The following is a 25,094-nucleotide window of genomic DNA, read 5'->3' as shown; positions in this document are numbered from 1 at the left end:
GGCAAGTCCTCCGGAGGACCCCCCGGATCCGTCACCATCAGCCGCGGGCTCGAACGACTGGCACCCGCAGCAGAGATGCTACGGGTGCTCAGGGAGAATGGGCTCGCGAGATGAGACCAATGCTCAGGCCCTGGTTCGGGTCGAGGGGCGAACAGCCCCCGCGGGGCCCGGGGCAGCGCCCCGGCGCAGCGGCTCAGGTCTACCAGGCGGAGGCAGGCAGCGCTCAAGCCGTTATTCCACGACGCGCTGTTCCTCGTAACGAGCCGGCGGCGGGGCTCAACCCTTCACGATGCAATGCCAAGAACGGTACACAAACAGATTTCGCTTGCCGCTCCCGCTCCCGCTTCCGCTTCCGCTATCGCTACCGCTCCCCGTCACCACGGAGAGGTCCTGCACCGGCCCCGGATCCTTTCCCCGGAAGCACCTTCCAGTCCTCTACCGCTCTCCAACCCGCTCCCCGGAAGCACCTTCCAGTCCTCTACCGCTCTCCAACCCGCTCCCCGGAAGCACCTTCCGATCCTCTACCGCTCTCGCACCCACTCCCCGGGAGCACCTTCCGATCCTCTACTCGGCGCGGCGCAGATGAGGGCGAGCGACGCCATCTCGCCGCGCCGGTGCGCTGCCCTGTCGCGCCAGCTCGAGGCTGACCTGCTCGTCTAGATGACGCCGGTTGTAGGCGCCCGTCTGGCTGTCAATCAGCGACGGATCGTATCCGTAGGAGATGAAACGGGGCCCATCGAGATCCTGGATCACCAGCATCGTCGAGCCGACGACGATCCGATCGCCCAGCCTGACCTGCACACTGTGCACCGGCGAGTGGTTGACGAAGGTGCCATGGGTGCTGCCCTGGTCCGAAGCCGGGGCGAGGAGGAGAGGACCAGGGCGATCGTGGGTGGCTGCGCCGGAGGAGAGGCCATGCTCGTGCGCAGGATAGGAACGTATCGCGCGGTCCCTGTCGACGCTCTCGCTCCTCTCACCATGTCCCTCGGCGAGGAGCATGAGGCGAGCGCCCTCGGTGCCCCCGACAGGCTCACCATGGACGCAGTCGATGCCTTGATGACTGTGGTATCACCGAGAAGCATGTCCGAGGGCGAAGCACGGGTGGAGAGCGAGGAAGACCTGGGACTGGAGGCCGAGCTGGCCAGCGGGATGTTCGAGACCAGCCGGGGCTCCGAGGAACTGGTGGTGCTCCCGGTGTATGGGGAGCCTCCCCAGTATTACTGCAGCCTGCGGCGGCCAAAGGGGCCTGTACTTTGTGCGGTCCAGCCGGACCGTGGTGGGTACACGGTGGGCGATGACGGTGGGGGGGATCCGGTCTGGATCGTCGCCGGCGCGGCACTCCCCACGAAGCTCGCGGTGGCGGTGGTGCGAGCCTTCGAGCGAGGCGAGCCACCGGTTCTGCCTTTCGTCCCGGGGCTTGTGTACCACGAGGGCGGCGGGACCTTCATCGACTGGTCCGGGCCAGACCCTCAGCGGCGCGCCTCCCATGAGCTGGCCGTGGAACTCGACGGCGTCTCTCGCGTCCAGCGGCGTGTGGCAGGCGCTCACGCATGTGACCGTGAGGACGCCGGAGTGGCTCGCCTTCATCGCCTCCCACCCCCTGCCCGGGCTCCGACGCCTGTGCACCTGGTTCCTCGACCTGACAGGGCAGCAAGCCGTCCTCCAGGCCGCTCTCGATGCGCACCCGCACATGACCGCCCTGAGGCTCGATGCGAACCAGGTCGCGAACCTGCCACCGCTCTCCGCCCCGCAGCTCCGGCGGCTCATCCTCGAGTATGACTTCGCCGCCGACGACGAGGGGGAGGCCCTCCAGCAGGTCGCCACCCCGAGCGTGTCTCGCTTCCGACTCGACGAGAACGTCGAGATCATGATGGGCTTCGTCGGTATGTTCGATATGAACGATCCGGACTTCTCTTCCGACGTGCCGCTCTGACGTGGACAAACGGGCAATGCACTTGACCGAGCAGGTCCTGCAGGGCTCTGATGGCACCGATGGCCGAACACGCCCCCACCGCCCTCACGATTGAGTGGGCCCTGGGTCTGTGCGCTTCGCGCGGCAGCGAGACAGTCGATGTCGCCGCCGGAGCTCGAGAGGGATTGCTCGTTGTCTCGGGCGGGACGGGCGGACACGGCACGGGGTGGCTCGGCGCACGATTGACCGTGCGCGGGCTTCTGGCGCGAGGCTCGACCTCTGCCGCGGAGGCCAGGTTCGTGGGGGCCGCTGATGGCGTTCCGGACCTCGCGCGCTGGGCCGGCGGGGTGGCACGAGCTGCCGACATCGAATACGAGAAGCACGCGGCGGACTCGGGGGATCGAGCAGCGCGTGAGCTCGCCTCCCTGTTTGCCGACATCGACAGGGAGCTTGCCGGTCCCCCGAAGCATTCCCCGGCCAGCCTCATGGCCGGGTGCACCGCCACGCGACTGGACGGCGCTCGCGTGCTTGGAGCGCACGTGGGGATCGGGCGAGCGCTCCTCTTCCGGGCAGGCGCCGACCACTTCGAGAACCTCGTGGTCGAGCACTACATGCACCTCGTCGGAGATCGCACACCGCAATTCCGCGACATCGACCCTGCGCAGATCCCGCTCAACATCATGGTCAACGGCCTCGGGGCACTCGCCACATCGGGGGTCGGTATCGACCGATTCGCCGTCGAACTCGGCGCGGGCGACCTTCTCCTCCTATGCTCGCAGCGGCTCGACATTCCCGATGAAGAAGCGGCCCGAATCGCGAGGACGGCCTTGGACGACGGGGTTCCGCTCCACGAGCTCGCGCGAGCGATCGAGCGTCGCGCGGCAATGACGCCGAGCCCTTCGGACGTGGCCTTCGCGATTGCGCTGGCGCGACCGATCGAAGCCCCGCCTTCTCGGTAAAAAACCGTCCCCCTCTCTTCTTCGGCGCAGGCTTCGCGGGACGGGAGCGCGACGCCGTCCATCAATCGGTTGTGCCCGGCGTAGCCGACCACGTGGAGCACGTGGTCACGCGCTTCCTGCGCTACCTACGGCGGCTGACACCGCGCTCGGTGCTGCGCAAGAGCGCGCGTGCTCTCCCGCCACTTCTGGCTCCGGCGCGCGTTGTCAAATCATCATCGACGACTCACTTGGCGTGAAGCCCTCCGCCAGCTGCTCGTTGGTCAGCGCAGCCACGTCGGTCGCGATGTTCTTCGACGCCGTCTGACGCTCGAGGATGTCGCCGTCTATGTCTTTCATCCGGACGCAGACGCGGTTGTTCAATCCCGCGACCGACCACACGCGCCCGTCGGGATGCACGAATGTCCGCCACGGCACGGGAGTCTGCCTCGCCGGAGGCTTCGTCCATCTCCGCATCTTCCACGCGAACGGCGCGATGCGAATGCGCGCGTCGATTTCACCGCTCCACTCGCAGGCCACCCCCTCGGCGCGCAGGGCGTCGAGGACGGCGTTCGCGACGGCGGAGGCGCTCTCGTCCGTCCCGTCCAGCGCGCCGAACGTCAGAAGGAGGCCCTCGCCTTCGACGCCGCGCTCGACATCCTGGGAGTGGTAGAAGACCGCGCCGAGCACCTTCTTCTTCTTCGACCTGAGCGAGGCGATGCGCGCGTTGACCTCGGCCCATCCCATCGCCTGGGTTCCGCCGGCGTTCTGCATCGCCACGATACCGCTGCGATCGAGCCTCGTGAATGCCTCGTCGATGGCGTCGTTGGTGGTGCGGTCGGTCCACCGCTGTTCGAGCGCAAAGTCTTCGCTCCAGAGCGCCCTGCAGTAGGCGCGAAACGTGTTCGTGGCCGACGCCGCCACGACTTCCGGCGCGGCCTCGCTCGCGCACGCGAGGATGTAGTTGGTGCTGCCGTCCAGCGTCTTGAAGCGCTCCGCGGTGCCTCTCACCAAGATGCGCGCGCGGCGGAGGGCGTCCGCGTTGAGCTGGTGAGCATATTCTGTGGCGATACTCGCTGCTGTGTCCATCAGGCCGCGGAATGTACCGAATTGATGCTGTCGGGGCAAACGGCACCTTGCTCGCGCTCGATGACGCGCGCTTCCGCGCTGCGGGCAAGGCCCCATGGGCCGCGGAGGCGTCGGGCTTCAACGTGCACGCGGGCGTCACGGTGCGCGCGGGCGACCGCTTGAGCGCCTACCCTCCGATCATCCAGAGACCCTCTGCCCGCGCCCGCCCTCGGTCTCCTCCTCGGGCAAGAGCCCCGCGAGCGAGCCCGTCTCCTCGTAGAGATCGAGCGCGAGTTTTTTCGAGGCCGCGTTGTCCGCATACCGCAGCGACAGCAAGCAACGCACGCGCGGCGCCTCGGCGAGCGTCTCGGGACAAGCCTCGCGGAGCTCCGTCGTGCGCAGGTGCGTCGCCAGGTAAAGGATACGCTCGGCCGCCTCGGCCCGCGCGGATTTCGGCGGCGGTGCGGGGGCGGGGGCGGGGGCGGAGGCGGAGGCGGGAGCGGGAGCGGGAGCGGAAGCGGTCGCGGCCGCGCGGTGCGGGGGCGGCGCCGGCGGAGGCGCGCCGCAGCCGGCCGGGGCCACGATCCACCTGACGAGCACTCCGAACCCTCGACGCACGTCGCTGTTGTCGCGTTTTACCGCGGAAAAGGGAAGGTATCCCTGCGTCCGTGCCCGATCCCTTGTCGGACCGTCTCGCCGCTGTTACGACGGAGCCGTGCCCGAAGGCGACACCCTCCACCGCATTGCCAACGCGCTCGGCCCGCGGCTCGTGGGACAGCCCGTGCGTTCGCTCCTGCTTCGGCACCAGTCCATCGACCGCCTGACGGGCCATCTCGTCACCAAGATCGAGGCGCGAGGCAAGAACCTGCTCGTCTTTTTCGACGAGGGCACCGTCCTCCACACCCACCTCCGCATGGGCGGCGCCTGGCACCTTTATGGCGAGAACGAGCGCTGGCGCCGGTCTCCGACCTTCGCCACGGTCGTGCTCGCCGTCCCCGGCCTCGTCGCCGTCTGCTTCCGCGCGCCCGTGGCGCGCCTCGTCCGCGCGAGCTTGCTCGCCGGTGATCCGGCCATCGGCAGGCCCGGCCCGGACCTCATCGCTCCCGCGTTCGACGAGGCCGCCGCGCTCACCCGGCTCCGGCGTATGGGCCACAAGGAGATCGGCGACGCGCTCATGGATCAGCAGGTCGTCGCCGGGATCGGGAACGTTTACAAAAGCGAGATCCTCTTCCACGAGCGGCTCGATCCGTTCGCCCCCGTGGACGCCCATTCCGACGAGGAGCTCGCGCGCCTGCTCGCCTTCGCCCGCCGCATCATGGTCGCCAACGCTACCGCCAAACCCCACGCGAGCGGACCCGGCGCGCATAATGGCCACACACGAACGACCCGCGAGGGCGCGCGTCCCGGCGAGGGCCCTCTCTCCGTCTACCGCCGCGCGGGCGAGCCCTGCTACGATTGCGGCGCCCTCATCGAAATGCGCCGCCAGGGCGAGGCGCGGCGCTCCACCTATTCTTGTCCCCGATGTCAGGCACCTCGACGCGCAGCGCACCGGGAGGCACACGCGTGACGCGGACCCGAGCGAAAACCTCGAAAGGCGGCGCGCTCGCCCATTTCCACGAGGCGACGCGCGCCTGGTTCCAGAGCGCCTTTCCCGGACCCACCGAGGCCCAGGAAAAAGGCTGGCCGCCGATCCAGGCCGGCAAGTCGACCCTGCTCCTCGCGCCCACGGGCTCCGGCAAGACGCTCGCCGCGTTTCTCGTAGCCCTCGATCGATTGGTCTTTTCGGACGAACCTCCGAAAGAGGCTCGTTGCCGCGTTCTCTACGTTTCGCCGCTGAAGGCCCTCGCCGCCGACGTCGAGCGAAACCTCCGCGCCCCGCTCGCGGGCCTCACGAAGACCGCCGAGCGCCTCGAAATCCCGTTCCGCGTCCCCACCGTCGCGATTCGCTCCGGCGACACCTCGCCCGAGGAGCGCGCGCGCCTCGGAAAACGCCCGCCCGACATCCTCATCACCACCCCCGAATCGCTTTTCCTCCTGCTCACCTCGAACGCGCGGGAGATTTTGCGTTCGGTCGACACCGTCATCATCGACGAAATCCATTCCCTTGCCGCCACGAAGCGCGGCGTGCACCTCTTTTCGTCCCTGGAGCGGCTCGAAGCCCTGCGCGGCGAGGGGCCGCGGACCACGCGTATCGGCCTCAGCGCGACGCAGCGCCCGCTCGATGAAATCGCGCGCTTGCTCGGCGGCGGCGAGATCGACGACCAGGGCAAGTTCGTCCCGCGCCCCGTCACCATCGTCGATGCGAGCGCGCCAAAATCGCTGGAGCTCTCGATTGAAGTCCCAGTCGACGATTTGGGGGCTTCGCTCCGCGAGCGGAGCTACGCCCCCAAACCCCGCGACGACATGACCCGCATGGGCGAACCCGGCGAGGACGCGGGGAAGGGGCCGAATGCGGATCCGGCGGCGCGATCGATCTGGCCGAGCATTCACCCGCGCCTCGTCGAGCTCGTCCGCGCGCATCGATCCACCATGATCTTCGCCAACAGCCGCCGGCTCTCCGAGCGGCTCGCGGCGGCGATCAACGAGGCCGCAGGCGCCGAGATCGCCGCCGCGCACCACGGATCCGTCGCGCGGGACGAACGCTCGCGCATCGAGGAAGCCCTCAAAGAGGGACGCCTCCCGTGTATCGTCGCGACCTCCTCGCTGGAGCTCGGCCTCGACCTCGGCGCCGTCGACCTCGTCGTCCAGATCGAATCCCCGCCCAGCGTCTCGGCCGGCCTCCAGCGCATCGGCCGCGCCGGCCACGCCGTCGGGGCCACCTCGCGCGGCGTCGTTTTCCCGAAACACCGCGGCGATCTGCTCGCGTGCGCGGCCGCCACGAGCCGCATGATCGACGCCAAGGTCGAGGCCACGTTTTACCCGCGAAACCCCCTCGACGTCCTCGCCCAGCAGGTCATCGCGATCACGGCGATGGATTCCATCCACGAAGACGCCCTCTTTTCGCTCGTTCGTCGCGCCGCACCCTTCGCGGAGCTCCCGCGCGCGAGCTTCGAGGGCCTGCTCGACATGCTCTCCGGTCGCTACCCCTCGGACGAGTTCGCCGAATTGCGCCCGCGTATCGTCTGGGACCGGACGACCGGCGCGATCCGCGCGCGCGAAGGCGCCAAACGCCTCGCGGTCGTCAATGCCGGCACGATTCCCGATCGTGGCCTTTATGGCGTCTTCCTCGCCACGGAGGAATCCGCAGGCAAACCCGGTCGTCGCGTCGGCGAGCTCGACGAGGAGATGGTCTTCGAGGCGCGCGAAGGGGAGGTCTTCGTCCTCGGCGCGTCCTCCTGGCGCATCACCGAGATCACGCACGACCGCGTCCTCGTCGTCCCCGCGCCCGGCGAACCCGGCAAAATGCCTTTCTGGCGCGGCGATCGCGTGGGTCGCAACGTCGAGCTCGGGACCGAGATCGGCCGCGTCGCCCGCGAGATTGGAAAGGCCGACGACGTCGCGGCCGAGCGCCTCCTGCGCGAAAAACACCACCTCGACACGCGCGCCGCGAAAAACCTCATTCGTTACGTCCGTGATCAAGCCGCGGCGACGGGCGAGGTCCCGAGCGACACCACGATCGTGCTCGAACGTTTCGTCGACGAGGTCGGCGACACCCGCGTCTGCATTCTCTCGCCCTTCGGCGGGCGCGTACACGCCCCGCTCGCGAGCGCCATCGAAGAGCGCTGCCGCGCCGAGCTCGCCCTCGAAATTGAGGCCGTCTGGGCCGACGACGGCGTCGTTCTTCGTTTCCCCGAATCCGAGGGCCCGCCCGACGCGCGCCTCTTGCTCCCCGACGCCGACGAGGTCGAGGATCTCGTCGTCCGCAGCCTCGGCGCTTCCGCGCTCTTCGCCGCCCGCTTCCGCGAATGCGCCGGCCGCGCCTTGCTTTTGCCGCGCAAGCGCCCGGGCAAACGCTCGCCGCTCTGGGCCCAGCGAAAACGCGCCTCGGACCTGCTCGCCGTGGCCGCGCGGTACGGCTCGTTTCCCATTCTCCTCGAAACGTACCGCGAGGTTCTTCGCGACGTCTTTGATCTGCCGGCACTCATCGACCTGCTGAAGAAGATCGAATCTCGCAAGGTCCGCGTGCACGAGGTCGACACCCGCGCGGCCTCACCCTTCGCCGCGTCGCTGCTTTTCGGGTACGTCGGCAACTTCATGTACGACGGCGATCTGCCGCTCGCCGAGCGCAAGGCGCAGATGCTCGCGATCGACCACGCGCGCCTGCGGGAACTGCTCGGCGAGGCCGAGATGCGCGAGCTACTCGATCCGGCCTCGATCGAGCTGCTCGCGCGTTCGCTCCAGCGCCTCGACGGAAAACGCCCCCTGAAGCACGCCGATCAGGTCCACGATCTCCTGCTCTCGCTCGGTGATCTTTCGCGGGCTGAGATCCTTGCGCGCGCCGGGACCGACGAAGATGGCGGAGGCGCAACCCGCGTATCCGGTTTTCTGGACGAACTCACGCGCGCGCGGCGCATCTTCGAGGTCACGATCGCGGGCGAACGACGGTTCGTCGCGGCCGAAGACGCGGGGCGCCTGCGGGATGCGCTCGGCGTCGTGCCTCCGGGAGGTTTGCCCGCGGCCTTCCTCGAACCGTCGGCGGATCCGCTCGTCGACATTGTCTCCCGTTATGCCCGGACACACGGCCCCTTCCGTGCCGAGGACGTCGCGCGACGTTACGGCCTCGGCGTCGGCCCCGTGCGGGCGGCGCTCGCCATCCTCGCCACGCGCCGCCGCGTCACGGAGGGCGAGCTCTTGCCCGGCGGATCCGGCCGCGAGTATTGCGACACCGAGGTCCTCCGCTCGCTCAAGCAACGCTCCCTCGCGCGCCTCCGCGCCGAGGTCGAGCCCGTCCCGCCCGAGGCATACGCGCGTTTCCTCGTGGAATGGCACGGCCTCACGCGCCCGCGCCGCGGCCAGGAGGCATTGCTCTACGCCGTCGAGCTCCTGCAAGGCGCGCCGCTCGTCGCGTCCGCGCTCGAAGCCGAGATCCTCCCGGCGCGTGTAGACGGGTATCGCCCCGGCGATCTCGATGCGCTTTGCGCCGCCGGTGAGGTCATCTGGCGCGGCGTCGAGCCCGTCGGCGATTCCTCGGGTCGCATCGCCCTGTATCTCTCGCAGGCCTATCCCTATCTCGCGCCGCCGCCCGGCAAAGCCGAGGGCGCGCTCGCCGCGCGTGTTCGCGAGACCCTCGCGCGGAGAGGCGCCGTCTTTTTCAGCGATCTCCTGCGAGAAACGGGCGGCTTTGGGCACGACGTGCTCGCCGCGTTGTGGGAGCTCGTATGGGCCGGCGAGGTCACGAACGACACGCTCGCGCCTTTGCGTTCCCTCGGCCGCGAGGAAAAACGCGGCGGTCGGCGGCATTCGAGCCGCGGCGGTCTCTTCGGCGCCCGTCGCGCGGGACCGCCTGGCAGCGAGGGCCGCTGGTCGCTCCTGCCATCCGCCTCCGAGAACGGCCCCAGCGAAACCGAGCGCCGCGCCGCGCTCGCGCGTATTCTCCTCGATCGCCACGGCGTGCTCACCCGCGAAGCCGCGCATGCCGAGGGCCTCGTGGGCGGTTTTTCCGCCGTATACGATGTCCTCCGCGCGATGGAGGAAGCGGGCAGGGTTCGTCGGGGCTATTTCGTCGCGGGCCTCGGCGCCGCGCAATTCGCGCTTCCGGGCGCCGACGATCGACTCCGCTCCTTCCGCGAGCCCTCGGCCGAGGGCCGCACGCTGGTTCTCTCGGCGGCCGATCCGGCCAATCCTTTTGGCGCGTCCGTGCGCTGGCCGGGCGACGACGCCGAGCCGGAGAGCGGTAGCCGCGGCGCCTCGCGGCCAAAACGCGCGGCCGGCGCGCGCGTCCTTCTCCACGACGGCAAATTGCTCGCCTGGATGGGCAAAAGCGAGCGCGGGCTCCTCACGTTCCTGCCGCGCGACGAGCCCGAGCGCACCGCGGAGAGCCGCGCGCTCGCCCGCGCGCTCGCGGACCTCGTCGACGAAGGTCGCGCGCGGATCGTCCTCATCGCCACGGTCGACGGCGAACCCACGGCCCGCTCGCCGCTCGCGGACGCCTTGAAAGAAGTGGGGTTCGTCGCGACGAGCCAGGGATTCCTCAAGCGTCAAGCCGCCGCCGCGGCGCCCCCCTCGCGGCCTTTCGGCGCGCCCGGCGGCTGGGGAAGGCCCTGGTCGAGCAAATTCGCCTCGGCAACGCCCACGCCACAAGGTAGCGAACACGCGCCGCCGCCCGAGGACGATGGCGACCTCCTCGATCTCGAAGACGATTTCGACGGATGACCTCGGCGTACGGCCGCGAGACCTATCGCGCGGACCCTGGACATGTGAATGCGCCTGGAACCACGCCGCGCCTTGCTCAGGCCGCTAGCTGCTCGTGATCCACGTGAGCACCTCCGAAAACACACGATCCCCTTCCGCCAGGTTGCCGTGGGTACACCCGGGCATCTCGAAATACGAGGACCTGATGCCCGCCCCTTCGAGCATCCGCACCGCGCCCTTCATGCGCCGCGGAACGTCGAACGAACAGGACATCGTCGCCACCGCGCGAGCACCCTTCAGCCAATCGAGCCGCGGATCGCGCGGCGAGCCGATGAGCACCACGCGCGGATACCGATCGGGCGACGCCTTCACCAAGTTCTCGATGAGCGTCGCGCCCAGCGAATAGCCAACCAAAATGACATCGGCGGATGCCGGCGTCGCGTGACCGGCAGCGGCGAGAGCCGCCTGGATGCGCGGCTCCTCGTGTTTGGGATCCGAGGAGATGCTGCGAAAATCCTGCAAACCACCACACGGTTTATCGCCGTCGATCGCGACGGCTCCGCCGTGCGCACGCGCCGCTTCTGCAAAACCCCACAGGTAGGCGCCCGCATTCGAACAAAGGCCGGGCAAAAATACGATGCGCGGCGGGCGCCCATCCGCGCTCTTCACGATCGACGCCGGCAGGTCAAAAGGCACAGGAAGCTTCTCGACGACGGCCGGGCTCGCGGGTGCGCTGGCATCTCCCGCCGGGGGCGCGGATGGGCTCGCCGGTGGGCCGGAGGCGCTCGCGTTCGCGGAGCCCGCCGCGCTCGCCGAACCGGCGGCACCGATTGCGCCCGCCGCCGTGCTCGTCTCGGGCGCACGCGCATGATCGGGAACAAGCAAGCCGTCGCGCCCCGCTTCCGTGCAGCTCGCCGCACAGGGAAGCGCAACCAACATGAGCACGAGCAAACGCTTGGTGGACCGTGACGACGAAGGTACGAACGGGTGAGGCGGCTTCATGGCCTTCATCGTCGCGCGGGATACCCAAAGTGTGACGCCGGTCCGCAGCTCCGTCTGTATGAGGAGATAGACGATGACCCCCGGCCCCGATCCCACGCGTGAAGTTTCCGCCGACAAACGAGCTGACGTTCAACCCGACAGACGTGGGCGCATCGGCATTGGGCGCGGCATCCGGACCACCTCCGAATTCCGCACGTGCCACCGTACTACGCCGATTCCACCGACACGTCTGCCTTCCTGGACGCGCTGGATCGCGCATGATCGGCGAGGATGTCCCCCAGCTCGCCCGAGGGCATGGTGAAAGGTCCGCTCCCCACGCCAGGCTCCCAGCCCGAGGCCAGGGCCAGGCGCGCGATCCTGGCGACGAACGCGGGCGTGATCGGCCGATCGGGCCCGTAGGGCTCGGGGATGTAGATCTGCACGGCGCACCCTTTTCGTGAGGCCGCGGCGATCACGACGGCGAGCGAATCGCAGTCGGGGCAGCCGCGCGCCCCCGAGCGCCGCACCCACCAGCGCAGCTCGTGGCCGTCGATGCTCAGTCGGTGGCTCCCTCGCCGCGCGATGGTCATGCGGGTCCCAGGATAGCCCATCGAACATCGCCTCGCAGGACCGTTCCAGGAGGCGAGCGCGTACGAGGCGTTGCGGCGTCGTATACCCGCGCTCGGCGGGAAGGACAACGCAACCGGACGTGCCAGTACTACGGTCGCATGCTTGATCCCACTCGTTTGCTCGCGTTGAACGCGGGCGCCCAGATTGCGTTCTCCTCGCTCCTCGGCTGGTCGATGGTCGTTGCGCGGCAACCCTGGATGCACGATCGCGCGCGCGTCCTGCGTCATAAGGCGATGACCGCTGCTCACCTCGACTGGCTGATGCTCGCCTTCATGCAGGCCGTGGCCGCGTTCCTGCTCGACCGCTGGCCGGTGTCGAACGGCGGGACGACGGTCGCGCTCTTGCTCGTGTACGGAGGCTGGGTGAACCCGACGGCGTACGTGTTCCGCGCGCTCGGTGTCGACGCCTTTGCCTTCGCTGGAGGTCTTGGCCAGCGCGCCGCAGCCGCCTTCGCGGGGACAAGCTCCGTCGCGATCGTCGCCGGCTGGATCGCGCTGCTCGTCGCGCAGTTCACAAGGCCGTGACAGCCGTCGCCAGCCCCCGAGCTACCGCGGAGCCAAACCCCGGAGGACGCGGAAATCCTTGTTTTTTGTCCTCGATGCAAGGAGGGGCGATGTCGAAGGGAGCCATGCACCCGACGTCATCGTCCACGTTCCACAGCATCGTCGTTTCGGCCGTGCTCCTCGCTGCGGCGGGGTGCGGCGCGTCGCCCTCGGGCGGTGCGAACGACGGGGAGCTCGCTGCCGCGGCGCGGCGGCCCCCAGGGCGGCGTGAGGCGGGCGAGTCAGAGCTGTCTACCGCTCCGGCAACGCCTCCGGAATCGGCTTCCCCTCCTCTACGAGCTTCCACAACGTCGGGCAACGCGGGTCTGCATTCTCGTTGCAGTCGCTCTTCACCGCCTTCATGAGCTCCTCTTTCGACGGAGGCGGCGACTTCTCGCGGAACAGGCGGATGTAACGCAACGTCGTGGGTGTCACGCGGATTCGACTTCGGCCGAGCAGGGCGTGCTTGAATGCGAGGTTCGTGTCCTTCGGGACGCCCTTTCCTTTCTCGTAGAGCTCGGAAAGCCGTGCGTGACAGACCTTCTCCCAGTCTCGCACGACCCAGCCGCATTTCTCGTAGAACTTCGCGGCCATCGCCAGATCGGCCGGTTGCCCGAGGGCCTCCTCGGCGAGCCGACCGACGACGTAGGCGGCCAGCTCGTCCCGGTCCTCGAGCCCCGCCTCGGCGTATCGGCGGATCTCCGCGTAATCGCGCCCCAGCTCGAGCATCGCGTAGGCGGCAAAACCGCATGTCGGCTGCCCCTCGGCGCAGCGCTTCGATTGCTCGGTCGCGCTCCGCTCGTGCATGGCGCGCACCTCGGGCCATGCCGTTCGCTCGGGGTGTTCCGGGAGGAGCCGCTCGATGGCATCGTAACAGGTCTGGATGTACGCGTCGCAAGCTTTTTGCGCGAATCGCTTCTGATCTGCGTCGGCCTCGAGGTCGTAGTCGCGAGCATTGGTCACCAGCGCCAAGCATTCCGTGCCGATCCCCTGTTCGCAGGCCTTCCACGTCCACTTGATCCGATCGATAGGTGCCCCGTTGCGATACGAGAAGCACAGCGGATCGCCGCCGGTATCGCAGAGAGCCCTCACCATCTCGTGCCAGCGCTTGTCGTGGCGCACCGGGAGCTTGTCGACCTCCGCCCTCTTGATGAACGCGCAAGCGAGCTTGTTCCCAAGGTCGCAGCCGCGCTTGGCGATGGTCGGAATGCGCTCGACGTTGGGCTCTGCGAAAGGTTTGGCACCGTAGGCGTGCTCCGCCTCGAGCACGAGGACCAGCGCCGCTTCGCAGCCCGTCGCCGCGCCGTCGTCGCATTGCTTGCCCAGCTCCTCGAATCGCGCGTTCGGCGAGGTGCGCCATGGCGCGCGCCGCGGCTGGCTCCCGGCGCTCGCGGAAGTGGACGCGGACGTTATCGGCGCGGGCACGCTCGAGACCGCGGCCTCCGGCTGCGGAGTGACATTCTCCCGGTTGCAGCACACGATCCCGACGAACGCTGCGAGGAGTGCCCATTTCGCGCTCCACCTGCGCCCATCGAGCCTGTCGTCACGCATCATCGCCGACCTCATCCTTCCCTGAAATAATCGAGCAGCGGGCCTGTGAGCGTGCGCAGCCGCTCGGCCCCCTCGACGTCGTCCCGTGCATACGTAAAATCCCATGCGAGGACGGCCTCCGCAGTGTGGCCGATTTTCCCGTCCTTCTCGTGGACCGGCAGGATGACGTTGCGAGGCCCCGAAACACCAGGCAACGGCTTGGTAAAGGCGGGCGGTACGCGTGTCATTCCCTCGGCGACGAGCCGCGCGCCGCTCGGCATCACTGGCTCGCTCTTCAAGCGCCGGATGATCTTTGCGCGTCCCGGGAACGCTGGGTCCGCAATGTTGGTGAGGATCTGCGCTTCGCAGTAGTTGACGTCGATCGAGAGACCGCCATCGCGACCGAACCGGAACCAGTCGCTTTCCTTCAGCGTTTTCGGGCCGTGTTTCGACATGAAGTCCGCGAGCTTCATTTTCCGCGCCCCCACTGCCCACATGCAACGCGCCAGCGCGCCGATGGGCAAGAACAGGAACCACCACGGCTGCACCGATGAGAACCCCGGGGTGTTCCGGAGCGACCAGAGGTATCGGGTCACTGTGTAGTTCTGATGATCCTGATCCCCGTAGGTCCGGAGCAGCTTGCTCACGAAGAGCACGTCCTCGGGCGCGAGCTCGCTCGTCGGCTTGCGCTCCGTCAGCACGAGCCGCGCGAGCCCGATGGGCCGTGCCCTTTTCATGACCTCGATTTGCTTTTGCAGATCGGGCACCGCTCTGGGGATCCCCACGCCATTCGGCCCTCCCGAGGGCAAGCTGTAGATGCTCGAGAAGGCGCACGTATCCATGTTCGCCCCCATCCCGGCCTCGGGGGCGAGGCTGCGGCCGAGGGAGCGCCCCTCGCCGTCCTTCTCGGCCTCCATCGCGCCGCGCGACTGGCTCCCCCCATTGGCGTCGAAGAGCTGAACGCGCGTCTTGTCCTTATGAATGCGGAGCAAGTGGTGGATATGCGAGCCGCCAGGCTGGCCTTCCCACTTCACTTCCACGGGAGCGATGTCCTTACCCGCCTTGTCGGCAAGCTCCTCGAGCTCTTTTCGCTCCTGTTGCTCGATTGCAGCGACGACCTCCTTGAGCTTGTCTCGCCTCCCGCCAGTTTTGCTCTCGATTTCGGTCTTGAGAGGCACCTGCCGGGGGCCCGACAAGGCCTTCACGTGAACGGCAACGTTCGCGAACTGGTGATACTTGTGATACGTGTACACGGATCCAGGCACGAGCGGCGGCGACTCTGCGCACATCTTCGCCACTTCCCGCACGGACTTGTCGTCCCTCCAGAACCAGCCGGTCGTTCTGCACGTTCTCGCGTAGGTCTCGCTCGGCACGCAGAAACAGCTCCTCCGCGCCGGCCGCGTCCTCGAACGAGAGCTCGTTGTAGCCCCGCGCGTTCGGCGTGCTCGATGTGCGGATGCCCGAACGCGTCGCCGAAGGCAGCGGGAACGGGTGCGGGTGCGTCGCGTTCACCATCGAGCCGAGCACCACGGGCCGATCCGGATCACCGCCGAGGAACGATACGAGCACCTCCATGCCGATCCGCGGAATGAACTGCGATCCCCAGCCGGATCCCGCCCATGGCTGGAGGACGCGCACGAAACAGCTCGTTCGCTCTTCCGAACCGCTTCGCAGATCCCAGTGGAAGCGCACACGCACACGGCCATGTTCGTCGGTATGGATCTCCTGGCCGGCGGGCCCGGTGACGGTCGCGCTCTCCAGCGTCTGAACGACACGCCTCTCGGGAGGCGCTGGCCGGTAGGGCTTCTGCTGCGGGACCGCGTGAAAACGGGCCTGATACCGCGTGCGCTGATAGGTGTGCTCGACGCGCGTCACGACGTACGCCTCGTTGAGCGCAGCGATCGGGTGATCGTGGAGCTCGATCAGGAAGCCCGGCGCGAGCAAACGGCAGCCCGTATCGCCCGTCGCGACCTCCGCGTCGTGTCGGAGCTGTTCGAGGAGGATAGTCGCGTTGACCCCGTCCACGTTGCTCTCCTCGTACTCGCCGTGATGTTCGTACAGCGACAAACCAGGCGTGGGCTGCGCTGGAATGGACGACTGCTCGTGGAGGATCGGAGATGCGATCGGCGCGCTCTTGCCGCGGAGCTCGAGCAGAGGTCGCTCGAAGTCGTAGTCGCGCATGAGCACCGACGTGGGCGCCACGCGACGCGTGACGTGGAACCCGGCGGCTTGATCTTCGCGTAATGGGCGATCGCTGGCCATCGTTCCGACGTCGTCGCCAAGCGGCCGCGCGTTGAGCTGCGGTGCTCCGGGAACGGGCTTGAGGAGGGACACGGCATCGCAAAAGACGAGCACCGTGTCTTCGACCGCGTCGGCGAAGTGGTAGTGGATGCCCGCCTCGGCAGCGATTCGCTCGATGAACGAGAGATCGGACTCGCGGTACTGCACGCAATACTCGCGCGGCGGGTACGTATGCGCGGCGTTCCAGCGAAACGCGACGCGATGCTCGGCGAGGACACTCGATGCTGCGGCAGGCATCGCCATGTCCTGGAAGACGCGGCTTAGCGTGCGATGCCCGAGGAGCGCGAGCTGCGGCACGAGCACGAGCTCGAGGACGGCTTCGTGCCCGTCGATGTTCCCCGCGAGGTAGGTGCCGACAGATGCACGCTCGACGACGCCGTGAATGCGGCGTTCGGCCCCGTTGCTCGCGCGGAGCGTGAGCGTCGCAGGCATGCCGAGGAGGCGATCGACGAGGGCACGGGGATCGTCGACGCCGATGTGAACGACGAAGCGGAAGGGGTGGGAGACCTCCTCGACGCCGGAGAGCTGGACGACGGGGCGAGGATCGGCGCCGAAGGCGGCGGCCGAGAGGGAGATGGGGCCGTCGGAAGGGGGGGTGGTCGTTTGCATGGCGTCCGTTACTCGACCTCGACCGAATTGGCCGGATCCGTGATTTCAACCGTTCCGCCCCATTGACACATACACGTCGACCCTTCTGTGAGGACCTTCAATTCCTGTAGCGTCACCTTCGCCGCCCCCGCCGACCAGGGTGCCGGAATAACCGGTACACACGGCTGTGGGGTCAGCACGCCCTGCGCTGCCGTCGTCGCGGCCGCGACCTGCGGGTTTGTCTGCGTTTTGCACATGCCGAACGGCGCGATGTTCACCATCGGCTTGTGATCGAGCACCGTGGCCACCGGCAATTCGGTTGCATCCGCGGGACTCTGGGGCAGGACCGTCAGCGTGGAGGGCGCTGTCCCCTCGCTGCACTCGAGCTTCGCGCCGTTCACGACGAGCCTGGGCATCGAGCATGCTCCTGTCAGCGCACGCGCGTGCCGGACATCCACGCGCGATACTGCGCGACGGCTTGCTGCCACGCGGCAGCAAGCTTCGGATCCACGGCCATGCGCGCGTTCCAGGTCGCATGAAGGCGCGCATGTTGCTCGGCGCTGAGGCCGTAACGGCGCAGGATCTCGGGCCTCTGCTCGGGGTCGAGGTCGAGCTCGACGTGCAAGGACGCGTGCTGTTCGAGCGTGAGATCGGGTTCGCGTGTCGGAGGTTCGTTGCGGGAAGCTTGGGCGCCGAAGGGGAGGAGCTTCCGAGCGATCGAAGAGATCTCCTCGTTTGCCGGGAGCGTTCCGCCGATCGAGGACGCGATCGGCGGGGCCCCCTGCGTCATCTGTGCGTGTTCCACGGCGGATTGCAGGGCCGCGGTGGAGGGGATGCCCTCGACGAAGGGCAAAGGCTTGGTCGTCGCCGGAGCCGCAGTATGGACGGGGATGGCCGCGGGGGAGGCCCATGGCGACACCGCCGCAGGCGAGGGAGTTGCCGGCGCGGCGGCAGCGGCGAGCATGAAGGACGGCAGGCCCGCGGGCTTCGCCGAGACATCCGGAGGTGTGGGCTCGGGCGATGTTGCGGCGGCCTTCGCGGATGCGTCGCCGATCGATGCGATGGGTGGCTGGAGTCGGGCAAGACGCTCTCTGCGGCTGTTGAACGTGGCGGAGAATCGCAGGGCTTGCTCGCGTTGTTGTCGCTTCAGGCCCAGCGCGAGCTCGCGGGTCCACGATTGATCGACGGCACGCTAGCGCTCGAGGCTGAGGCCGAAGCGCTGCACGACCTCCTCGGTACGGTCGGTCCCGAAGTGGACGACGTGCGCGAGGATCTCGGCGTAGCGATCGAGGCGTACGGCCTTGCGGAGCGCGAGGTCTTCGGGGGTGGTGTCATCCACGCGGGTCGTTATACCAGAGGTAAAGGGGCTCGACGATGGATGGGCAAAAAGCACACGGCGGGGAGCGGAGACCACGCGGCGTTCGGTTCATTCTGGCATCGCGGATATCGCTGCGAACAAGATTTGCCGGCTGGTCTGATTGTCGACGCGTATCTGCACCACCCTGCCTTCGCGGACCGCCCGCATGATGTCGGCGCTGTTGATCTGGAATGAGCCAACCGGATCCGGGAAGAATGCGTCATTGTCCGCGACCTCGACGGACAACCGTGTAGCCCCGTTGGTCGAGACGCCGCTCCATGAGGGCGGCCCCGAAAACGTGGGCGTGAACGTGTCCCGTTGAGCTCGTAGCTGCGTCGGGGGGCCGTAGCCGGCGGCCGTCAACAACATCGCGCGGCCGATCACCTCGGGCTTGGCAAGGGCTTGATTTACCGGTGCGGCGAGGATGGCAAGCACCTCGGCATACGGGTTTGGTGCGCCCAGCGCGGTTGCAAGCCGCTCGAGCTGCCCGGGCGCGATGCGACCGAATCCGTCCCATTCACTCCCGTCCATCTTCCCCATTGCAATGGTGACGCCGTGGAGCGTTAGCCGCACCGACGTCGGCATCGGAGCAGGAAGGGCTGGAAAGGGACCCATCCTCGGGCCTCTTTGATATCCCGAGGTACTCGCATACCCCGGTGCGGGTGCTGGGGCGTAGCTCCCCGGCGGAGTGTACGCCCCCGGGGCGCCCGGCGGCGCCGCGTACGCAGGGGCGTACGATCTCGGCGTGGAGGAGCACCCAAGGAGGGCTAGCGCGACGACCAACCACGGACGCATCGGTCTTGCCGCGTCGAGCATCACTGACATTGCCCGGCCCCCCCGCAGTCGCCGTAACACTCCGAGCAAATCAGGCAGTATTGATATGCGAAGAGGTCACTGTCACCGCCTGGATACGTACTGTAGCAATCATCCACGCAGGTCTGGTCGCTGCACGGGGACAGGCAATCCGACAGACCAACGCAGTCCGGGTTTGCGAGGCATGTATCCAGGAGTTCCGAACACGCTCCCTGATCTGCGCACGCGGCGCACGTATTGCAGTCTCCGGTTCCATCACAGGAGCCCCCGCCGCCTCCGCCGCCTCCTCCACCACCGCCGCCCCCGCCCCCATCACAAGGCGGACACGAGCCTCCGCAGTCCACGTCCTCCTCGTCGCCCGAGAGTTCCCCGTCGTAGCAGTTCCAGGGCGAGTCCCCGTAGCAGGGGTCGCAGGGACCGCCGCAGTCCACGTCCGTCTCGGCGCCGTTCTGCACGTTGTCGTAGCAGTCCAGCGGCGCTTCACAGACGCCATCGACGCAATTTGCGCCGACGCAGTCCGCGGCATCCTGGCACGCGCCGCCCGAGCACTCCGGGCACGAACCGCCGCAATCCACACCGGTCTCGTCCGCATCCTGCACGCCGTTGTCGCAATTCGTCGAGGTACATTCTCCGCTCACGCACGCGCCGCTCACGCAATCGTCATCGAGGACGCACTCGTCGCCCATGCTGCACGGTCCGCACGCGCCTCCGCAATCGACGGCCGTCTCGAGCCCGTCCTCCTGTCCGTCGGAACAGTTGCCCGTGTCGATGGGCGCGGCGTCGTTCGAATCGGCCGCAGGAAGAAGGCGTCTTTCATCCTTGTAGAGGTTCAGCGTCGTGCTGGCGAGCGACGTGTGGAGCACCTTCAAGGATGGCGTGGCGTCGACCTGTACGCCGCCGTAGAGGCCCCATCCTGGCGCGGGCTCGCTGGAGGAATAGCTCAGGCGCAGCGAAGGCTTGGCGGACATCTCTAGCTGACCGCCCGTGCCGAGAGCCTTCGTCAACCCGTAAAACCCGACCTTCAGCGATCCGACAAGGTATCCTGTCGCCTGCACCTGCACGTCCGCACCCATTTGCGGGAGCTCGGGGTTCCAAGCCGGGTTGAACGAGCGCACCTTTTCCCAGCCAGAGCCCTGCTCGTAACGGACGCCCATCGAGCCGTCGAAGTCGAAGGTTTGGCCCAGTGTGACGTGCACCTGCCCGTCCGCGTCGAGCGTGAAACCCGCTTTGAGGGCGAGCGAGGCCGTACACGAGACGGGAACCCATCCGATCGGGGGCATCGGCACGCGAAAATCCTTGGATCGCCAGACCGTAACCTCCTTTGTGGTGTGGAGGGCCCACGCTCCCTCGATCTCCACCTCGAGTTTGGAGGAAAATGCTCCATTGGCGATGGCCCGAAATTCGACTGGCTTCGAACCGTCAATCGCGAGCTTGACGTCGAGCGACGGCTTGAAGGACACGAAGCCGTTCGTGATGCGCGCCGTCACGCCGTCGCCGAGGTCGAGGACCTGACCGGTCAGGCTCACGTCGAATGAGAGGAGGTCCCCGGTTGCCTGAGGCGAGAGCCCGGGGAACCCATTCGCGGACGTGGGCTCGAGCGCGGCGAAGTCGACGGTCGTCTCCGTCTCGCCCTGCTCGACGATGTCGGTGAGAGCCGCGTCCGCGGTGTACACGACGACCGCGTCCGGCTTGCTCTCGATCGATTCGACGAGACGCAGGAAGCCCGCATCGTGGTCGGAAACGAGGACGTCACCGGGGCTGACCTCGTCGAGCCAGTTTTCGCTCTCCAGGGGGAACTCGAGGCGATCCTCGAAGACGATCGCGGTTCGGACCTCCTCATCGGACAGGGGGCGGGCCTTGTCGGAGATGATGGGGTCGAGACCGCTGCGCGAACCGGTCGCGGAGCACCCGAGCGGCAAGAGGACCAGCGCTGCGAGGATGAACGGTTTGTGCCTTTGGATCGTCATCTCTACCCCACGTGTAGGTGGACCGCCGCGCCGCGTGCCAGCGTTGCGGAGCCCTAGAGAAGACGACAACGGTTGGTCGGTGTCAATGAGCTCATCAGGCGCCGCATCCACGTCAGCGTACGCGCGTCAATGCCACCAAAGTAGTATTCGTTCGTCCTTGCAGTCCACTGAGGGAGTCAAGCAACTGACGATCGCGAGCGACGCTACGACGCGCGCTAGACCCCCTCGCTTCCGAGGGGGCTCGAACGAATGTTTGTCCGCGGGGTTTGTCTCGACGTGAAGTCCGTGGGTAGGGATCTCGCACACCCCTCATGCGCTAGGGAGGAACCGTGCCGAGACAAACCGAAGCCAGGCCACTCTGCCTGAAAGTTGGCGCTCGTATCCGCGAACTCCGAAAAGAACCGTCGGTGCTCGCGACCGATCTGCACTGAGCCAGCCGTGGTCATCCACGCGGGTCGTCGGAGGGGCGGCGCCGACCGAGGCGGACCAGCGATTCAGCGCGCAACTGGCCGCACGCCGCGTCGATGTCTGCCCCGAACTGCTGTCGTCGCGTCGCCCTGACGCCCAAGCGATGTAGCCGCGCCACGAAGTCATCGACCTTCGAAGACGCCGGGGCGCGGTACGACGGGTCCGCTCCGAAGGCCACGTTGTAGCGTATGACACTTACGTGGAAGAGCTCGGGCCTGGATCGCCGCTGCACGAGTCGCGCGAGCGCAGCGAGATGTGCCTCGGAGTCGTTGAGGCCTTCGATCAGGAGGTACGCCAAGTAGGTCTTCCGGCGTGCGCGTAGAACGTGTCGATCCAGGATCTCGAGGTTCTCCTCGAGGGGAAACCGACGCTCGAGCGGAATGAGCTGGGCGCGTTGTTCAGGGAACGGAGAATGAACCGAGAGCGTCAGGGTGACCTGCGGGTGCATTTCGGTGAGCGTCGCGAGGGCCGGCGCGAGGCCAACCGTCGAGACGGTGATTCGACGCGGTGACAGCCCACCATAGCCCGGCATCGTGAGCACGCTCAGCGCAGTGAGCACGTTCGGGTTTGCGAGAGCCTCGCCCATCCCCATGAACGCGACGCTTTTCGGAGCCCCGCCAAACTCCGAGCTCCAGCGTCGGTGCACGACTTGAGCGCAAATCTCGTCGACGCTCAGGTTGCGATCGAGTCCCAAGGCGCCCGTCGCGCAGAACGAACACGCGAGACCGCAGCCCGCCTGAGTGGACACACAGACAGACGACCAGCCAGCGCGGTAGCGCGAGAGAACTGTCTCGACGCGCGCGCCAGATCGCGTGCGGAAGAGTACCTTCTCGACCTGCTCTCCCGTACGCACCCTTTCGACCTCGAGGGGAAGAACGGTCAGCCCGAAGCGCGAGACGAGCTGCTGTCGGATGTCGTTCGGTAGGTCGCGGACTTCATTGAAACTCTGCGCGCCGCGCTGAAACGCCGACACCAACTGGTGGTAGCGATACGCAGGCGCACCGAGCCCACGTAGGAACGCGTGAACTTCGGTGAGGACGCCCGGAGGCGGGTGCGGGAGTTCGTGTAGGGCGCTGCGACGCATGGCAATGGCTCCTGAAGGGACGTTGGTTGTGGTGGGAGGAAGCGCTCACAAGACGGTGCCGTGCTCCACGCGCAGCGACCGCGTCGTGACGTGAGCGGCGAAGGTGTCGTCGTGGGTAACCAGCACGACGGCGCCCGAGCTTTCTCGCTTCCCCTGGCGAGAGGTGGGCGGCCTCGGCCCGGAGCATACGTTCCGGCTCGCTGCCGACTTCTTGGCGCCGACGAGCCCATAGAAGCCGCGGTCGAGCGTGAGGGATACCGACTCAAAAATGGGAGCAGACGCCGCCCAAGCGACGCTGACTCCGTGCAGTCGCAGCACGGACATGAATCACTCTAAAACCCAAGGGCGCACGGCCTCCGTGCGCGGTTCATTCGAGAGGACGACGTGCGTCCTCGAAGCGGATGGGGATCGGGTGACTCAGGCCATCATGGCGCTGGCCGGACCAGCGCATGCCTCGTGTAGCACGCGCTCTACGGGATTGCATCCCGTTTGAGGCTCAATACCTGCCAGACGCTGCCGCCCAGAGGTTGATGATGACGCTCCCACGTGCGGCCATGCCAGGGGCGATGGGAGCCTTGACGTTCACCGCCATCACGCGGTCGAACGTGGCCTCGTCGGTGGTGGGCGTGGTCGTGGAGGCCCTACTGATGGCCTCCCCTTTCAACCCCCCGCGGCCGCCCTCACCTCGGGCCCGACGAGCTTTACGAGCGTTCGGATCACGTCCGCGACCGCCACCATGCGATCGAGCCTGGTCTTCGGGTTCGCTTCAGCAGCCGAAGCAAGGACCCCCGCTGCCCACGCGTCGAGCGCGTCGAGGATCCTCAGCACGTCACGGGTCTCCGGCAGGGCTCCCGGTCTGGGCTTCAGCTCGGGCCGCATGATAGGAATCAGCACCACAGTGAGGCAGGCGTAGGCGGCGCAGTCGGGCCGTTTTCGGGCCGACGTGTGGGCCGGTCGGGCACGGGTGTAATGAAGCGGGGGTGACTGCGTCTTCGGGTGTGTGCGGCAAAGAGGGCCGCCCGAAAAGGAAAGACGCCATGAAGGAAACCCTGCTCCAGGTCGACGGGATGAGCTGCCCGTCATGCATCCGCCACATCGACAGCGCACTGCGTGGACTCGGCGGCGTCGAGAAGGTCGACGTAAAGCTCCGCGAGGGCACAGTCCTCGTGAAGCACGATCCGTCGAGCGCGCCCACGAATGCCCTCGTCGATGCGTTGGGCGACGCCGGTTACGAGTCGCGCCCCCGCGCTGCCTGAAACGCGGTGAGCAAGCGCCGGTGTTCTCGGGGTGACGGCCCGCGCTCCGGCGCCCTCGTTGCACACTCATTTCCCGGTGAAAGGCCATGAACCAACTCGCCCCCGCAAAATCCATCGTCGCCGCTACATACTCCGCCGCTGCGGAACATTTCGACGATCCACCCCTTGCGTTCTGGTCGCGTATCGGCAACGGCACGGTCTCGCGTGTCCCTCTCCGGCCCGGCGACCGTGTCCTCGACGTCTGTTGCGGCAGTGGCGCGTCCGCCATCCCCGCAGCTCAGGCCGTCGGATCACGGGGCTCCGTGCTCGCCGTGGATCTCTCCGACGCCTTGCTCGACCGAGGCCGCGCCAAAGCCCGCGCCCTCGGGCTCCAGAACATCGACTTCCGCTGCGCTGACTTCGAGGCCATTGATGTACCGCCCGAGCACTTCGACGCCGTCGTCTGTGTCTTCGGGATTTTCTTCGCCGCCGACATACCTCCAGCCGTGCAGCGGCTCTGGCGGTGGATCAAACCGGGCGGCACCCTCGCAATCACCACCTGGGGGCCGGACGTCCTCGAACCGGGCAATACCGCATTCTGGGAGGCCATTCGCGGCCATCGCCCGGACCTCTATCGGTCGTTCAGGCCCTGGGAGCGCATCAACACGTCCGATAGCCTGCGCGAGATGCTCGCGGAGGCCGGCGTGACTGCATCTTCGGTGGACGCGGAGCATTCGCATCAGACGCTCGATCTCCCGGATGACTGGTGGACCATCGCCCTCGGCTCGGGCTACCGCGGTACGATCGACCGGCTCGATCCCGACACGCTCCACGCCGTCAAACGCGACACCCTCGGCCCGCTCCGTGCTCGGAATGCCCTCACCGCACAGACGAACGCGCTGTACGCGGTCGCGACGAAGCCTTCGCTGTCGAGGTGAGCCAATGCGTTCGGTCTGATCGGCCCACCGCTCGTTCAGGCTGCCATCGGCGACGGGGAGGTGCTTTAGCCCTCACGCCTGTTCCAACCTTGCAAGAGGCTGTGGCGCTGATGTTCGACGAGTACCGGCGGCTCGTCAAAGGCCGGCGCAGGCGCAGGCGCCGACGCTTCAACCAGCCGGGCTAGCTATCGCGGTTTTCATGGTGCGGAGCAGCTTACCGACGGCATGGTGCGCGACGCCTGCATCCGACAGCAGCGCCAGGAGCCTTTCCGCGGCATCGTGAACCACATCGGCGCGCTGCAGCACCCAGGAGGCTGACCCGGTGGCACGCAATGGGACCAAGGTCCTATGGCGAACGGTGCCTTGGCCCCGCTAGTGTCCTGAGCCAGAAGGTACCACGGTGCAAGGAGGGTGACGTGAACCGTCATGCCAGCACGCTTATGGCTGGGCCGGG

Annotated in this window: 22 protein-coding genes; 7 read left to right on the top strand and 15 right to left on the bottom strand. The window is 67.5% G+C overall.

Translation table 11 applies throughout. The features are described 5' to 3' along the window. Nucleotides 1-564: 564 nt before the first annotated feature. A complete protein-coding gene (locus KEG38_RS47725; protein ID WP_272427599.1) occupies nucleotides 565-999 on the bottom strand; it encodes an FHA domain-containing protein in 435 nt (144 codons plus the stop codon). A gap of 487 nt (nucleotides 1,000-1,486) precedes the next feature. Here KEG38_RS47725 and KEG38_RS47720 point away from each other — a divergent pair, with 487 nt between their 5' ends. Further along, nucleotides 1,487-1,933, top strand: coding sequence for a hypothetical protein (locus KEG38_RS47720; RefSeq protein ID WP_272427597.1), 447 nt, complete (start codon nucleotides 1,487-1,489; stop codon nucleotides 1,931-1,933). A gap of 164 nt (nucleotides 1,934-2,097) precedes the next feature. After that, the gene (locus KEG38_RS47715; protein WP_272427595.1) at nucleotides 2,098-2,871 is read left to right on the top strand and encodes a hypothetical protein; all 774 of its coding nucleotides are present in this window, start codon (nucleotides 2,098-2,100) and stop codon (nucleotides 2,869-2,871) included. A gap of 204 nt (nucleotides 2,872-3,075) precedes the next feature. On the opposite strand, the gene KEG38_RS47710 is transcribed toward KEG38_RS47715, so the two are convergent. Both KEG38_RS47710 and KEG38_RS47705 read right to left on the bottom strand, forming a co-directional pair. Beyond that, nucleotides 3,076-3,936 (bottom strand): DUF6891 domain-containing protein, encoded by an 861-nt coding sequence (locus KEG38_RS47710; protein WP_372518241.1) that lies wholly within the window; start codon nucleotides 3,934-3,936, stop codon nucleotides 3,076-3,078. 177 nt (nucleotides 3,937-4,113) lie between these two features. After that, nucleotides 4,114-4,515, bottom strand: coding sequence for a hypothetical protein (locus tag KEG38_RS47705; RefSeq protein ID WP_272427592.1), 402 nt, complete (start codon nucleotides 4,513-4,515; stop codon nucleotides 4,114-4,116). Between the two features lie 115 nt (nucleotides 4,516-4,630). On the opposite strand from KEG38_RS47705, the gene KEG38_RS47700 reads away from it, so the two are divergent. Together KEG38_RS47700 and KEG38_RS47695 are read left to right on the top strand one after the other, a co-directional pair. Continuing rightward, entirely contained in the window at nucleotides 4,631-5,482 is an 852-nt protein-coding gene (locus KEG38_RS47700; protein ID WP_272427591.1) for an Fpg/Nei family DNA glycosylase, read from the top strand. Beyond that, nucleotides 5,479-10,227 (top strand): DNA glycosylase AlkZ-like family protein, encoded by a 4,749-nt coding sequence (locus KEG38_RS47695; RefSeq protein ID WP_272427589.1) that lies wholly within the window; start codon nucleotides 5,479-5,481, stop codon nucleotides 10,225-10,227. Before KEG38_RS47700 ends, KEG38_RS47695 begins: the two co-directional genes overlap by 4 nt. A gap of 84 nt (nucleotides 10,228-10,311) precedes the next feature. Here the strand turns inward: KEG38_RS47695 and KEG38_RS47690 are convergent, their stop codons facing one another. Both KEG38_RS47690 and KEG38_RS47685 read right to left on the bottom strand, forming a co-directional pair. After that, entirely contained in the window at nucleotides 10,312-11,208 is an 897-nt protein-coding gene (locus KEG38_RS47690) for an alpha/beta fold hydrolase (protein WP_272427587.1), read from the bottom strand. Nucleotides 11,209-11,414: 206 nt separating this feature from the next. Further along, a complete protein-coding gene (locus KEG38_RS47685) occupies nucleotides 11,415-11,777 on the bottom strand; it encodes a hypothetical protein (protein WP_272427585.1) in 363 nt (120 codons plus the stop codon). A 138-nt stretch (nucleotides 11,778-11,915) separates the two neighbouring features. Here KEG38_RS47685 and KEG38_RS47680 point away from each other — a divergent pair, with 138 nt between their 5' ends. Continuing rightward, nucleotides 11,916-12,341: a hypothetical protein gene (locus KEG38_RS47680; RefSeq protein WP_272427583.1), complete on the top strand. Its 426-nt coding sequence runs from the start codon at nucleotides 11,916-11,918 to the stop codon at nucleotides 12,339-12,341. 270 nt (nucleotides 12,342-12,611) lie between these two features. Here KEG38_RS47680 and KEG38_RS47675 read toward each other — a convergent pair whose 3' ends face one another. From KEG38_RS47675 to KEG38_RS47630, 10 genes are all read right to left on the bottom strand, one after another. Further along, nucleotides 12,612-13,913, bottom strand: a complete 1,302-nt coding sequence (locus KEG38_RS47675) for an SEL1-like repeat protein (RefSeq protein ID WP_272427581.1) — start codon at nucleotides 13,911-13,913, stop codon at nucleotides 12,612-12,614. An 8-nt stretch (nucleotides 13,914-13,921) separates the two neighbouring features. Beyond that, on the bottom strand, nucleotides 13,922-14,929 hold the full coding sequence (locus tag KEG38_RS47670; RefSeq protein ID WP_272427580.1) for a hypothetical protein: 1,008 nt from the start codon (nucleotides 14,927-14,929) through the stop codon (nucleotides 13,922-13,924). Between the two features lie 13 nt (nucleotides 14,930-14,942). Further along, nucleotides 14,943-16,799 (bottom strand): type VI secretion system Vgr family protein, encoded by a 1,857-nt coding sequence (locus tag KEG38_RS47665; RefSeq protein ID WP_272427578.1) that lies wholly within the window; start codon nucleotides 16,797-16,799, stop codon nucleotides 14,943-14,945. Between the two features lie 8 nt (nucleotides 16,800-16,807). After that, nucleotides 16,808-17,194, bottom strand: a complete 387-nt coding sequence (locus tag KEG38_RS47660; RefSeq protein ID WP_272427576.1) for a DUF4280 domain-containing protein — start codon at nucleotides 17,192-17,194, stop codon at nucleotides 16,808-16,810. A gap of 14 nt (nucleotides 17,195-17,208) precedes the next feature. Next, the gene (locus KEG38_RS47655) at nucleotides 17,209-17,583 is read right to left on the bottom strand and encodes a hypothetical protein (RefSeq protein ID WP_272427575.1); all 375 of its coding nucleotides are present in this window, start codon (nucleotides 17,581-17,583) and stop codon (nucleotides 17,209-17,211) included. 387 nt (nucleotides 17,584-17,970) lie between these two features. Next, nucleotides 17,971-18,117: a hypothetical protein gene (locus KEG38_RS47650; protein WP_272427574.1), complete on the bottom strand. Its 147-nt coding sequence runs from the start codon at nucleotides 18,115-18,117 to the stop codon at nucleotides 17,971-17,973. Nucleotides 18,118-18,204: 87 nt separating this feature from the next. Continuing rightward, the gene (locus KEG38_RS47645; RefSeq protein ID WP_272427573.1) at nucleotides 18,205-18,720 is read right to left on the bottom strand and encodes a hypothetical protein; all 516 of its coding nucleotides are present in this window, start codon (nucleotides 18,718-18,720) and stop codon (nucleotides 18,205-18,207) included. A 230-nt stretch (nucleotides 18,721-18,950) separates the two neighbouring features. Continuing rightward, nucleotides 18,951-20,915, bottom strand: coding sequence for a hypothetical protein (locus KEG38_RS47640; RefSeq protein WP_272427572.1), 1,965 nt, complete (start codon nucleotides 20,913-20,915; stop codon nucleotides 18,951-18,953). Between the two features lie 442 nt (nucleotides 20,916-21,357). Beyond that, nucleotides 21,358-22,467: a 23S rRNA (adenine(2503)-C(2))-methyltransferase RlmN gene (gene rlmN, locus KEG38_RS47635; protein ID WP_272427570.1), complete on the bottom strand. Its 1,110-nt coding sequence runs from the start codon at nucleotides 22,465-22,467 to the stop codon at nucleotides 21,358-21,360. A 660-nt stretch (nucleotides 22,468-23,127) separates the two neighbouring features. Beyond that, nucleotides 23,128-23,346 carry a hypothetical protein gene (locus KEG38_RS47630; protein ID WP_272427569.1) on the bottom strand — a complete coding sequence of 73 codons (219 nt, stop codon included), beginning with the start codon at nucleotides 23,344-23,346 and terminating at the stop codon, nucleotides 23,128-23,130. Nucleotides 23,347-23,504: 158 nt separating this feature from the next. On the opposite strand from KEG38_RS47630, the gene KEG38_RS47625 reads away from it, so the two are divergent. Both KEG38_RS47625 and KEG38_RS47620 read left to right on the top strand, forming a co-directional pair. Then, nucleotides 23,505-23,723 (top strand): heavy-metal-associated domain-containing protein, encoded by a 219-nt coding sequence (locus KEG38_RS47625; RefSeq protein WP_272427567.1) that lies wholly within the window; start codon nucleotides 23,505-23,507, stop codon nucleotides 23,721-23,723. An 86-nt stretch (nucleotides 23,724-23,809) separates the two neighbouring features. Next, the gene (locus tag KEG38_RS47620; protein WP_272427565.1) at nucleotides 23,810-24,640 is read left to right on the top strand and encodes a class I SAM-dependent methyltransferase; all 831 of its coding nucleotides are present in this window, start codon (nucleotides 23,810-23,812) and stop codon (nucleotides 24,638-24,640) included. Nucleotides 24,641-25,094 lie beyond the last annotated feature (454 nt).

The sequence above is a fragment of the Polyangium jinanense genome, assembly GCF_028435265.1.
Taxonomy (GTDB): domain Bacteria; phylum Myxococcota_A; class Polyangia; order Polyangiales; family Polyangiaceae; genus Polyangium; species Polyangium jinanense.
Note: the sequence above shows the minus strand (reverse complement) of the source record. Positions and strands in the feature narration are given on the sequence as shown.